This is a genomic window from Klebsiella pneumoniae subsp. pneumoniae HS11286 (assembly GCF_000240185.1).
GTDB classification, from domain to species: Bacteria; Pseudomonadota; Gammaproteobacteria; order Enterobacterales; family Enterobacteriaceae; genus Klebsiella; species Klebsiella pneumoniae.
In genome coordinates this window covers 3,376,438-3,389,119 of sequence record NC_016845.1, presented here as the reverse complement: position 1 = coordinate 3,389,119, position 12,682 = coordinate 3,376,438, and the positions used below count along the sequence as shown (strand labels likewise).

General features: G+C 58.2%; 12 protein-coding genes. 5 read left to right on the top strand and 7 right to left on the bottom strand.

Going from position 1 to position 12,682, the window contains the following annotated elements:
* Positions 1-2: 2 nt before the first annotated feature.
* On the bottom strand, positions 3-431 hold the full coding sequence (locus KPHS_34120) for a universal stress protein C (RefSeq protein YP_005227712.1): 429 nt from the start codon (positions 429-431) through the stop codon (positions 3-5).
* Positions 432-783: 352 nt separating this feature from the next.
* On the opposite strand from KPHS_34120, the gene KPHS_34110 reads away from it, so the two are divergent.
* Complete coding sequence (locus tag KPHS_34110) at positions 784-2,367, top strand: putative oligogalacturonide transporter (RefSeq protein ID YP_005227711.1); 1,584 nt, start codon at positions 784-786, stop codon at positions 2,365-2,367.
* A 4-nt stretch (positions 2,368-2,371) separates the two neighbouring features.
* Positions 2,372-3,511 carry a putative cytoplasmic protein gene (locus KPHS_34100; RefSeq protein ID YP_005227710.1) on the top strand — a complete coding sequence of 380 codons (1,140 nt, stop codon included), beginning with the start codon at positions 2,372-2,374 and terminating at the stop codon, positions 3,509-3,511.
* A 61-nt stretch (positions 3,512-3,572) separates the two neighbouring features.
* Here the strand turns inward: KPHS_34100 and KPHS_34090 are convergent, their stop codons facing one another.
* Positions 3,573-5,306 (bottom strand): arginyl-tRNA synthetase, encoded by a 1,734-nt coding sequence (locus tag KPHS_34090; protein ID YP_005227709.1) that lies wholly within the window; start codon positions 5,304-5,306, stop codon positions 3,573-3,575.
* Between the two features lie 235 nt (positions 5,307-5,541).
* Between KPHS_34090 and KPHS_34080 the strand changes: the two genes are divergently transcribed.
* Both KPHS_34080 and KPHS_34070 read left to right on the top strand, forming a co-directional pair.
* Positions 5,542-6,111, top strand: coding sequence for a VOC family protein (locus tag KPHS_34080; RefSeq protein ID YP_005227708.1), 570 nt, complete (start codon positions 5,542-5,544; stop codon positions 6,109-6,111).
* Positions 6,112-6,187: 76 nt separating this feature from the next.
* Positions 6,188-6,931: a copper homeostasis protein gene (locus KPHS_34070; protein YP_005227707.1), complete on the top strand. Its 744-nt coding sequence runs from the start codon at positions 6,188-6,190 to the stop codon at positions 6,929-6,931.
* Positions 6,932-7,012: 81 nt separating this feature from the next.
* Here the strand turns inward: KPHS_34070 and KPHS_34060 are convergent, their stop codons facing one another.
* Genes KPHS_34060 through KPHS_34020 form a run of 5 tightly spaced genes read right to left on the bottom strand, consistent with a single transcriptional unit; the run spans position 7,013 to position 10,626 of the window.
* Positions 7,013-8,017, bottom strand: coding sequence for a putative methyltransferase (locus tag KPHS_34060; RefSeq protein YP_005227706.1), 1,005 nt, complete (start codon positions 8,015-8,017; stop codon positions 7,013-7,015).
* Positions 8,014-8,757 (bottom strand): putative methyltransferase, encoded by a 744-nt coding sequence (locus KPHS_34050; protein ID YP_005227705.1) that lies wholly within the window; start codon positions 8,755-8,757, stop codon positions 8,014-8,016. Before KPHS_34050 ends, KPHS_34060 begins: the two co-directional genes overlap by 4 nt.
* A 39-nt stretch (positions 8,758-8,796) precedes the next feature.
* A complete protein-coding gene (locus KPHS_34040) occupies positions 8,797-9,192 on the bottom strand; it encodes an MAPEG family protein (RefSeq protein ID YP_005227704.1) in 396 nt (131 codons plus the stop codon).
* Between the two features lie 52 nt (positions 9,193-9,244).
* Entirely contained in the window at positions 9,245-10,063 is an 819-nt protein-coding gene (locus KPHS_34030) for a DUF72 domain-containing protein (RefSeq protein YP_005227703.1), read from the bottom strand.
* The gene (locus KPHS_34020) at positions 10,060-10,626 is read right to left on the bottom strand and encodes a hydrolase (protein YP_005227702.1); all 567 of its coding nucleotides are present in this window, start codon (positions 10,624-10,626) and stop codon (positions 10,060-10,062) included. The genes KPHS_34030 and KPHS_34020 overlap by 4 nt, the downstream gene beginning before the upstream one ends.
* A 267-nt stretch (positions 10,627-10,893) precedes the next feature.
* Between KPHS_34020 and KPHS_34010 the strand changes: the two genes are divergently transcribed.
* Entirely contained in the window at positions 10,894-12,681 is a 1,788-nt protein-coding gene (locus KPHS_34010; RefSeq protein YP_005227701.1) for an aspartyl-tRNA synthetase, read from the top strand.
* The last annotated feature ends 1 nt before the right edge of the window (position 12,682 follow it).

The following is a 12,682-nucleotide window of genomic DNA, read 5'->3' as shown; positions in this document are numbered from 1 at the left end:
CGTTAGCCCTTTTCAAGGGAAACCAACAGGACATCAACGCCGCAGCTGCCGACGATACTTTTCGCCGAGCAGGTGGCGCGTGAAAAGAGGGAATGGTTGTGATTGCCGCAGATCACCAGATCAACACGGTGCGACCGGCAGAAGTCCTTAATATGATGGCCTAGCTCGCCGCAGGCGATGGTCATTCTTTCTATTGGGTAGTCCGCGTGGCGAGCCAGCTCATTGAGAAACTCCCGCGTCTCTTCCTGCATCACTTCGCGCAGATTTTCCATCATCGGTGCGGCGAACTGGTTATACAGCTCCGGATCCGTAGCGAGAGTGATTAAGCTCACTTTCGCGTTAACGGGGCGGGCTATCGACACCGCTTTTTTAATTAACACCTGACTCTCCGGCGTTGGCGCGACGGCAACCAGCAGATGGGTATAAGGCATCTGGCCTCCTTGAGATACGCGGAATAACCCTTTCTTCCATTCTTTACTCCTGTTTCCCCGACTGCGCAAGGGCCGATCCCGGGATTTGCGAGCCTGTTCGTCAGTCGGCGACCTTCCAGCCAGATCACATCAGTGAACCTGTCTTTTGATTAAAAAGAAATGCCGTTTTATAAATGAGTGAAGTGGCGACGTCATCTCTTTGTCATTTTGCCACCGGCGACTGTTCCGTGGCAAAAGTACAAAGGTAACCTCCTTTCACAGCTTTTAGTGTAGCCAGGTACCCACTCCCTTCCGGTGGCAAATCCGGAACGATTGTCGGCGTTCTTTTAAAAAAAGACACAGGATCACGGCGATGAAAACACGAAAAATTGGACTGGCTAACTATCTGGCCTACGGCGCGGGCGATTTTCTCGGCGCCGGCACGACGGCGTTAACCGCCGCATGGCTGCTCTACTTTTACACGACCTTTTGCGGACTGACCCCGATTGAGGCCACGCTTATTTTTGCTGCCGCCCGCGTGCTGGACGCGGTGGTAAGCCCGCTGATGGGCTTTCTCACCGATAACTTTGGCACCACCTGGCTTGGTAAGCGCTTCGGCCGCAGAAAATTCTTTATTCTGCTCGGCATCCCCTGCGTATTCAGCTATTCAGCGATGTGGGTCGGCGAGATGGGCTTCTGGTACTACCTGGCGACCTATCTGCTGTTTGATATGGTCTATACCATGATTCTGGTGCCCTATGAGACGCTGGTGCCGGAGATGACCGATGACTTTAAACAGAAAACCAAATTCTCCGGCGCGCGCATTTCGATGGCGCAGATGTCGGCGATTTTAGCCTCCTTCCTGCCGGGGATCCTTCTCTCCTGGCTCGGCAAAGATAATGCCAGCTCGTTCTTCTATGCCAGTCTGGTGTTCTCGGTGCTGTGCGCGGTGATGCTGACTCTGGTCTGGTGTTTCACCTGGGAACGACCCCGGGAGGCGTGGTCGGAAGCGGCCCTGCGGGCGGAAGCGGAAAAACAAAACTTAACCCTTGCTCAGAGCCTCAATCGCCTGGTGATTGAGCTGAGTTCTACGCTGCGGATAAAAATTTTCCGCCAGCACCTCGGCATGTATCTGGGGGGCTATATCGCCCAGGACGTCTTCAATGCCGTGTTTACCTATTACGTAGTCTTTGTTCTGATGCAGGAAGCCGCCGTCGCCTCGAACCTGCTGGGGACGATGGCCATCTTCCAGTTTATTGCAGTAATCGCCATGATCCCGCTGTGCATTCGTTTTGGCCCCGCGCCGTCGTACCGCATGGTGGTGGTCCTGTTTGGCCTGAGCTCACTCTCCTACGCGCTGCTCTATTACGCCGGACTGAGCGACGTCTATTCCTTATTGCTGCTCATCTCTGCTGTCGCCGGACTGGGACGCGGCGGGATAAATTACGTACCGTGGAATACTTACACCTATATTGCCGACGTCGACGAAGCGATCACCGGCCAGCGCCGGGAGGGGATTTTTGCCGGCATCATGACCCTGACCCGCAAAGCCTCGCAGGCGGGGGCGGTGATGCTGGTGGGGATCATTATGCAGTTGTCGGGGTTTGTTTCCGGGCAAAAAATACAGCCTGAAGGGGTCAGCCATACCATTCTGCTGATCCTCAGCGTCGGCACTCTGGTGGTGTTAGCCTGCGGCTTCCTCGTCTCGCTGCGCTTCAAGCTCAACCTGCACACCCACAGCGTCCTGCGCAGCGAGACCCTCAGAATGCGCGAGCTCGGCTACGCTCAGTCGGAACAGACCAGTGCGGAACACCGTGCGGTGGTCGAGCTGCTGGCGGGGATGCCTTACGACTGTCTGTGGGGCAATAACAATATTGGCTATCTGAATCGTCATAAACCTGCTGCCCCGGCGCTCATTAAGGGCGGCGCTTTGAATTCGACATATACCCGAGGTTAACAACATGAAAGTTTGGCCGGTCAAACATAGCCCATTACTGCGTCAGCCTGAGCGTTTTATCGCCCGCAGCGAACTGCAGGCGCTGATCCGCAACGTGACGCAAAACCTGGTGAATATTAAGGATGAGAGCGGGCAATTTTTACTACGCCTGGATGACGGGCGCGTGATCGATACCAAAGGCTGGGCCGGCTGGGAGTGGACCCACGGCGTTGGGCTGTACGGCATCTATCAGTATTACCAGCAAACCGGCGATATCGAGATGCGTGATATCATCGATCGCTGGTTTGCCGACCGCTTCGCCGAGGGGGCAACGACCAAAAACGTCAATACTATGGCCCCGTTTCTGACCCTGGCTTACCGCTTTGAAGAGACCGGCCGTATGGCGTATCTGCCGTGGCTGGAGAGCTGGGCGGAGTGGGCGATGCACGAGATGCCGCGCACCGAGCAGGGCGGTATGCAGCACATGACTCTGGCGGAGGAGAACCATCAGCAAATGTGGGATGACACGCTGATGATGACCGTGTTGCCGTTAGCCAAAATTGGCAAGCTGCTTAACCGCCCGCAGTATGTGGAGGAGGCAACCTACCAGTTCCTGCTCCATGTGCAGAACCTGATGGACCGGGAGACCGGGCTGTGGTTTCACGGCTGGAACTATGAGGGGCGGCATAACTTTGCCCGGGCGCGTTGGGCGCGGGGCAACAGCTGGCTCACCATGGTGATCCCGGATTTTCTGGAACTGGTGGATCTCCCCGAGGGGAACGCGGTACGGCGCTATCTGATTACAGTCCTCGACGCACAGATTGCCGCCTTGGCAAAATGCCAGGACGACAGCGGCCTGTGGCATACCTTGCTGGACGACCCGCACTCTTATCTTGAGGCCTCGGCGACCGCCGGCTTTGCCTACGGGATTCTCAAAGCGGTGCGCAAGCGTTACGTCGGGCAGCACTACGCCGGGGTGGCTGAAAAAGCGATTCGCGGGATTGTGCAGAATATTTCGCCGCAGGGGGAGCTGCTGCAGACCTCATTTGGCACCGGGATGGGGTCAGACCTCGACTTTTATCGCCAGATCCCGCTTACCTCGATGCCCTACGGTCAGGCGATGGCGATCCTTTGTCTGACGGAGTATCTACGCAAGTACTTCTGAGCAGGGCGCCCCGCTGGCGAGGCGCCGAATAAAACTAACCCGGCTTTCGCCGGGTTGCTTGTTACATACGCTCGACGGTTTCGATACCGAGGGTATCAAGACCCAGCTTGAGGGTTTTCGCCGTGAGCAGCGCCAGCTTCAGACGGCTGTTGCGGGTCTCTTCGCTTTCCGCGCTGAGGATCGGGCAGTGCTCGTAGAAGCCGGAGAACAGGCCCGCCAGATCGTAGAGGTAGGCGCACATCACGTGCGGCGTCCCTTCGCGAGCGACCACGGAGAGGGTCTCTTCAAACTGCAGCAGGCGCGCGGCCAGCTGAGCTTCGCGATCTTCGGCGATGACCACCGGCGCGTCGATCATCGCGTTTTCGTCGATGCCGGCTTTGCGGAACACGGAGAGCACGCGGGTATAGGCATACTGCATATACGGCGCGGTGTTGCCTTCGAACGCCAGCATATTATCCCAGTCGAAGACGTAGTCGGTGGTGCGGTTTTTCGACAGGTCGGCATATTTAACCGCGCCGATACCCACCACTTTCGCCAGATTTTCCAGCTCGTCAGCCGACATATCCGGGTTCTTCTCGGCCACCAGGCGACGGGCGCGCTCCAGCGCTTCGTCCAGCAGATCCGCCAGCTTCACGGTACCGCCGGCGCGGGTTTTAAACGGCTTGCCGTCTTTCCCCAGCATCATACCGAACATATGGTGCTCCAGCGGCACGGAGTCCGGCACGTAGCCTGCCTTGCGCACGATGGTCCACGCCTGCATCAGGTGCTGGTGCTGACGAGAGTCGATGTAGTAGAGCACGCGGTCGGCGTGCAGCGTTTCATAGCGATACTTCGCACAGGCGATATCGGTGGTGGTATAGAGGTAGCCGCCATCCTTTTTCTGGATGATGACGCCCATCGGTTCGCCTTCCTTGTTTTTGTACTCATCAAGGAAGACCACGGTAGCGCCTTCGCTCTCAACCGCCAGCCCTTTGGCTTTCAGATCGGCGACGATCCCCGGCAGCATCGGGTTGTACAGGCTCTCACCCATCACGTCATCGCGGGTCAGGGTGACGTTCAGGCGATCGTAGGTGATCTGGTTTTGCGACATGGTGATGTCGACCAGCTTACGCCACATCTGCAGGAAGTACTCATCACCGCCCTGCAGCTTAACCACGTAGCTGCGCGCGCGCTCGGCGAAGGCTTCGTCTTCGTCATAGTGCTTTTTCGCTTCGCGATAGAAACCTTCGAGGTCGGCCAGGGCCATCTCGCCGGCGTTTTCCTGCTGCTGTTTTTCCAGATACGCGATCAGCATCCCGAACTGGGTGCCCCAGTCGCCGACGTGGTTGGCGCGGATCACCTTATGACCCAGGAACTCCAGGGTACGGACTGAAGCATCGCCAATGATGGTCGAACGCAGATGGCCGACGTGCATCTCTTTCGCTACGTTGGGTGCCGAGTAGTCGACGACGATAGTCTGCGCCTGCGGTTTCGTGACGCCCAGGCGCTCAGACTGCAGCGCGCGGTTGACGTTGTCCGCCAGAAACGCGGGGTCGAGGAAAATATTGATAAAGCCCGGCCCGGCGATTTCAACCTTGTTGGCAATGCCGTTGAGGTCAAGATGAGACAGTACCTGCTCTGCAAGTTGTCGCGGCGCCATACCCAGCTTTTTGGCGACAGCCATCACGCCGTTGGCCTGATAGTCGCCGAACTGAACTTTTGCTGACTGGCGGACCTGGGGTTCGCAATCGGCAGGCGCGCCTGCCGCGATCAGGGCCTGGCTGACTTTTTCTGAGAGAAGAGCCTGAATATTCACCGGAATACCTTACGTGTAATGCGCCTGCCCCCGAGGGAGGCGGCGCCATAATGTGGACAAATTAGGGCGGGAGTATACTGCATTTGTCCCCGTCCGTCAGCATTGCGCGCGGCGCGCTGGCGTGCGCAATCCATCGCCGGTCAGTTGCCCATCAGCGGGGCGGCGGTTGGTCCGCAGGCCGAAACACGGTAAATTACCTTTTCATTACTGACGAGCATTATTGACGAGCAAACCCATGGCAAACTGGCAGCAAAATGAACAACTGGCCGATATTACGGCGGATCTCCCGCGATTTTCCGATGCGCTTCAGCGCTTCACTGCGCGACTGGGACTGGAGATCGCCGGGCTCGACGCCGACCATATCTCCCTGCGCTGTCATCAGAATACCACTGCGGAACGCTGGCGCCGCGGTCTGGAGCAGTGCGGCACCCTGCTGTCGGAGAATATGATCAACGGCCGGCCCATTTGCCTGTTCAAACTGGCGGAGCCGGTCTGCGTGGCGCACTGGCGCTTCCATATCGTTGAGCTGCCGTGGCCGGGTGAAAAGCGTTATCCCCATGAAGGCTGGGAGCATATCGAAATCGTCCTGCCCGGCGATCCGGCAACCTTAAATGCCCGCGCGCTGGCGCTGCTGGCCGATGACGGACTCAGCCAGCCGGGGATCGTGGTCAAAACCAGCTCGCCGAAAGGGGAGCATGAGCGCCTGCCGAACCCCACCCTGGCGGTGACCGACGGCAGCGTGACGGTCAAATTTCATCCATGGTCTATTGAACAAATCGTCGCCAGCGAGCAAGCCGATACGTAACAGTGTGAAGCCGCGCGGCGTCTGCCGCGTGAAATTGTGACATGCTGCAAAGGTTGTCTGGATCAGGGAGAGAGGAATGGCGGTACTGGAAGTGTGTTGCTACAGCATGGCGTGCGCCCGGGAGGCTGAGCGCTGCGGCGCCGATCGTATTGAGCTCTGCGCCGCGCCGCAGGAAGGGGGATTAACCCCCTCTTATGGGGTGCTGGTCTCGGCCCGCGAGGCGATTACTCTCCCGGTGCATCCGATCGTTCGCCCGCGCGGCGGCGATTTCTGCTACACCGAGGAAGAGTTCGCCGCGATGCTTAACGATATTCGCATGGTGCGGGATCTGGGCTTTCCCGGGCTGGTGACCGGCGTGCTGGATGCTGATGGCCAGGTCGATATCCCGCGGATGAAAAAAATAATGGCCGCGGCGGGGCCGCTGGCGGTGACCTTTCATCGCGCGTTCGATCTGTGCGCCGACCCGCGTCAGGCCTGGAAAACGCTGGGTGAGCTGGGGGTCAAACGTATCCTGACTTCCGGTCAGCAATCCTCGGCGGAGAAAGGTATTTCATTAATTACGGAACTTATTGCCGCAGGGGATACTCCAATCATTATGGCCGGTGCGGGAGTCCGCGCCGCGAACCTGCCGCTGTTTCTGCAGGCGGGGGTGAAAGAGGTCCATAGCTCGGCTGGCCACTGGTTGCCGTCGGAAATGCGCTTTCGTCATCCGGGCGTTTCGATGTCAGCCGATCCCGATGCCGATGAATACAGACGCTACGCCGTGAATGGCGCAGCGGTGGCGGAGATGAAAAGGATTATCTCCGCCAGGAGAAGTTAAACGGTTTTTTGCTGCACATCATGTCGCCCAATATGATGATTGCCCGTACCAGGCCCCTGCCCATTAAACAGGGGCCTTTTTTTATCTCGCTTTTTTCGCCAGCGACTGCTGGGTTTCCGGTTTGGTGGCAATGATCACAGCCCGTAATGGCGCCGGATAGCCTTCCACCGTTTTGCGCTGATCCTGTGGGTCGAGGAAATCGGCCAGCGATTCGGTCGTCATCCATTCGGTGCGTCGCTGCTCCTCTGTCGAGGTGACGCAGGCGTCGACGATGCGCACGTCAATAAACCCGCACTTCTCCAGCCACATTTTCAGGGCCGCCGCCGAGGGGATAAAATAGACGTTGCGCATTTGCGCATAGCGGTCGCCCGGTACCAGCACCGTATTTTCATCTCCTTCAACCACCAGCGTCTCCAGCACCAGCTCGCCCCCTGGCGCCAGCTGATCTTTCAGCTGCCACAGATGGTCCAGCGGCGAGCGGCGGTGGTAGAGCACCCCCATCGAGAACACGGTGTCGAAGGCCTCCAGCGCCGGCAGCTGCTCGATGCCCAGCGGCAGCAAATGCGCCCGCTGGTCGTTACCGAGCAGCTTACGCACCGCTTCAAACTGGCACAGGAACAGCTGGGTGGGATCGATACCGACCGCCAGATGTGCGCCGGCGCCGATCATCCGCCACATGTGATAGCCGCTGCCGCAGCCCACGTCGAGGATAGTCCGGCCAGTGAGATCGGACAGGTGCGGCAGGACGCGCTCCCATTTCCAGTCGGATCGCCATTCGGTATCGATATTGATGCCGTACAGCGAATAAGGGCCTTTGCGCCACGGCATCAGGTTTTTAAGCAGATTTTCGATCCGCCGCTGATGGCCTTCGCTGAGCGGCGTTTCGCTCTCGGCGGTAACGCTGTGCAGAAGATCCAGACGCCAGGGCGTTAGCTCCGGCAGAAATTCTACGGCGCGCTCCCATTCACGAAACTTGCCGTGCAGCGCATCGCGCTGCCAGGCGGCTACCTGGGCAGGCAGCGTCTCCAGCCAGTGAGACAGCGGGCTTTTGGCGATCAGTTGATAGAAGTTACTGAAGTCGATCATGCCTGCTCCCCGGCTTTAACAGCCACCAGCGAGCCAAAGTTAAAGCACTGGAACCACAGTTCGGCATGTTCAAACCCAGCCTGACGCAGGCGGGCTTTATGGGTTTCGACAGAGTCCGTCAGCATCACATTTTCCAGCATGCTGCGTTTCTGGCTGATCTCCAGTTCGCTGTAGCCGTTGGCGCGCTTAAAGTCATGATGCATATTGAACAACAGTTCGCCAACGTGGGCGTCTTCGAAGCTGAATTTTTCCGAGAGCACCAGCGCGCCGCCCCGATTCAGCCCCTGATAGACTTTATTGAGGATCGCCTGGCGATCGCCCGGCTCAAGGAACTGAATAGTAAAGTTCAGGATCACCAGCGAGGCGTTTTCAATGGTCACGTCGCGGATATCCCCTTCAATCACTTCGACCGGCGTCGGCGCTTTATAAGCGTCAATATGGCGACGGCAGCGCTCCACCATCGCGGGCGAGTTATCGATGGCGATAATACGACAGCCCGGATGGCTAATATTGCGGCGCACGGAGAGGGTGGCGGCGCCCAGCGAACAGCCAAGATCGTAAACCTGAGTGTTGGGCTGAACGAAGCGCTCGGCCAGCATGCCGATCATCGAGATGATATTGGAGTAGCCGGGCACAGAACGCTGGATCATATCGGGGAAGACTTCAGCAACCCGTTCATCAAAGGTCCAGTCGCCGAGGCTGGCAATCGGCGCGGAAAAAAGCGTATCGCGGTGAGACATAACGTTAAACCCGAAAAAACGAAAACGGCGTATTGTGCGCTAACGGAGGGAGAAAACCAACTCCCAGGGCATATACCAAAGATTGGCCAGCACCATTAGCAACAACGCGCACCAGGTGGCGCTCATGCCGGAGCGGCGCCAGTAGTAGACGCGGTGATGAAAACCCCAGGAGTGCATCAGTCGCCCGACAATCAATAAAATCCCGCAAACGTGCACCATCCAGGTCTGAGCGCCGTTCATCTCCATAAATAACAGCAAAATGAGGCCAATCGGCACATATTCGACGGCATTGCCGTGAACGCGGATGGCAACCTGCAGCTCGCTAAAGCCGCCGTCACCGTAGCCTACATGGTATTGGGTGCGCAGACGCACCACGTCAAATGAGAACTTCACTAACAATAACGCACCTAAAACGGCATACAGCGCGCTGACCATACGAAAACTCCCTTTAACTCTGGCAGATGGCTCCGGATATGATAGCAGGATATCAGAAAAGAGAAGATTGCTGCGGAATCGACGGCGCATTTCCTGCCGCCGGCAGGGCAGCGCGCAGGTCACCCCACAGGGTATCCACCAGCGCCGGGGCGAAAGCAATGTCCGGGGTATGCAGGAACAACCACGGGGTCCCCGACTGATGCCACTTCGCCAGGGTCTGAAGCCAGACGCGAAACAGTTCCCGGTTATGGACCATATCGTCACCGCCGATAAACCGCACCATTGGCTGTCGGGCGGTCATCACCGCATGTACCGGCACCTTCGGTTTCTTTTGTTGGGCATCGATCATCGCCGGACTGGTGGCCGCAGCGCTATGGACCGGGCGGCTGTCGAGGATCACGCGGTTGACGTTACGCTCGTGCAGCCCGCGGTTGAGCTGCTGTTCCGCTTCCCCTTTGGCGAAAAACTCGGGATGACGAACTTCGACGCCGTAGGTGAAATCCTTCGGCAGTCCGTCGAGAAAATGCCATAGCGCGGGGAGATCGCGTGGACCGAACGTCGCCGGCAGCTGCAGCCAGTACTGGCCGATGCGCGAAGCCAGCGGCGCCAGGCGGGCAAAAAATTCGCTGCTTAACTCGTCGCAATGGCGCAGGGCGGCCTGGTGCGAGATGGTGGCCGGAAATTTGAAGCAGAAGCGGAAGTCATCGTGAGTCTGTTCGTACCAGCGGGCGACAATCTCCGGCTTTGGTAGCGCATACAGGGTGGTGTTGCCCTCCACGCAGTTAAAATGGCGGGCGTACTCTTCAAGGCTGGTGATGCCAAGGCGCACCCATTTCGGGTGCGACCACTGGGGAAGCCCAATATAAATCATAGCGCCGTGAGGATCTCCTCGGTACTGCGCACCCGGCCGATGCGCGGGAAAATATGCGTCATGCTGCCCTGATGCTGTTCGGCGGAGGCGGCGCTGCAGGCATCTTCAGCGATGACCAGGTTAAAACCCAGCTCCCAGGCATTGCGGGCGGTGGATTCGACGCCGATGTTGGTGGAGATGCCGCAGAGAATAATGGTGTCGATCCCGCGGCGGCGCAGCTGAAGCTCAAGGTCGGTGCCATAGAACGCGCCCCACTGGCGTTTGGTCACTTCGATATCGCTCTCCTGCTTACCCAGCGTGGCCGGGTAGGTCCACCAGTTTTCGGGCAGCGTATGCGCCCCGGCCTGAGCGTCGACAGGCTGTTTCAGCGCTTCGGCGAAATCGGCCGACCAGCCCACGCGGACCATGATGACCGGCGAACCCTGTTGCCGGCACTTGTCTGCCAGGCGAGCGGCGCGCGCCACCACCTCGTCAGCCCGATGCGGGCCGCCGGCGAAAGGCAGAATGCCTTCCTGCAGATCGATTACCACCAGCGCCGTGTTTTTTGCATTGAGTTCTAACATGGTATCCCCGTATCTTCATCTGTTGTCAGGCGGCTACAATACCTTTGCGGCTTCAGCAAAAGAGTAACAAATTTTGTTAATTTATGTGAGTGTGGACGTTAAGCGCGCAGCAAAGCAGCGTACATCGTGCGTCGGACTTATCGAACGACAGAATTTCCAGTATAATAGCCGCCTTTTTTCATTCAGTTGTGACATCAGCTAAAGCTGCGACCTCGTCGCCTGCAGGGCAGACGACAATCCGCCGACGGCTAAGTTAAGGGATATCTCATGCGTACAGAATATTGCGGACAGCTTCGACAGTCCCACGTTGGGCAGCAGGTGACTCTGTGTGGTTGGGTCAACCGCCGTCGCGATCTCGGTAGCCTCATTTTTATCGATATGCGCGACCGCGAAGGCATCGTTCAGGTGTTTTTCGATCCGGATCGTGCGGATGCGTTGAAGTTAGCCTCTGAACTGCGTAATGAGTTCTGCATTCAGGTCACTGGCACCGTTCGCGCGCGTGAAGAGAAAAACATCAACGCGGACATGGCCACCGGCGCTATCGAAGTGCTGGCTTCCGATCTGACGATCATTAACCGCTCAGAATCGCTGCCGCTGGACTCCAATCACGTCAACACCGAAGAAGCGCGTCTGAAATACCGCTACCTCGACCTGCGTCGTCCGGAGATGGCGCAGCGCCTGAAAACCCGCGCGAAAATTACCAGCTTTGTGCGCCGCTTTATGGACGACCATGGCTTCCTCGACATCGAAACCCCGATGCTGACTAAAGCCACCCCGGAAGGCGCCCGCGATTACCTCGTGCCTTCCCGCGTGCACAAAGGCAAATTCTACGCGCTGCCGCAGTCGCCGCAGCTGTTCAAACAGCTGCTGATGATGTCCGGCTTCGACCGCTACTATCAGATCGTCAAATGCTTCCGCGATGAAGACCTGCGTGCCGACCGTCAGCCTGAATTCACCCAGATCGACGTGGAAACCTCCTTTATGACCGCGCCGCAGGTGCGTGAGATCATGGAGGCGATGGTGCGTCAGCTGTGGCTGGAAGTGAAAGGCGTCGACCTGGGCGAGTTCCCGATCATGACCTTCGCCGAAGCCGAACGTCGCTATGGCTCCGATAAACCGGATCTGCGTAACCCGATGGAGCTGGTGGACGTCGCCGACCTGCTGAAGTCTGTGGAATTCGCGGTCTTTGCCGGCCCGGCCAACGATCCGAAAGGGCGCGTGGCGGCCCTGCGCGTCCCGGGCGGGGCCTCTCTGACCCGCAAGCTGATTGACGAATACGGCAACTTTGTGAAGATCTACGGCGCGAAAGGGCTGGCCTATATTAAAGTGACCGAGCGTGCCAAAGGCATGGACGGGATCAACAGCCCGGTGGCCAAATTCCTGACCGCTGAAATCGTGGAAGCGATCCTTGACCGCACCGGCGCGCAGGATGGAGACATGATCTTCTTCGGCGCCGACAACAAGAAAGTAGTGGCCGACGCGCTGGGCGCGCTGCGTCTGAAGCTGGGTAAAGACCTGAGTCTGACTGACGAGAGCAAATGGGCGCCGCTGTGGGTGATCGACTTCCCGATGTTCGAAGACGACGGCGAAGGCGGCCTGACGGCGATGCACCATCCGTTCACCTCGCCGAAAGATATGACCGCGGATGAGCTGAAAGCCGCCCCGGAAGAGGCTGTAGCCAACGCCTACGATATGGTTATTAACGGTTATGAAGTCGGCGGCGGTTCGGTGCGAATCCACCGCGGCGAGATGCAGCAGACCGTATTTGGTATTCTGGGCATTAACGAACAGGAACAGCGTGAGAAATTCGGCTTCCTGCTGGATGCGCTGAAGTACGGTACGCCGCCGCATGCAGGTCTGGCCTTCGGTCTTGACCGTCTGACCATGCTGCTGACCGGTACCGATAACATCCGCGACGTTATCGCTTTCCCGAAAACCACCGCGGCCGCCTGCCTGATGACCGAAGCGCCAAGCTTCGCCAATCCGGCGGCGCTCGGTGAGCTGGGTATTCAGGTTGTGGAGAAAGAGGCAAAAGCGTCTCTGGAGAACAAGTAAT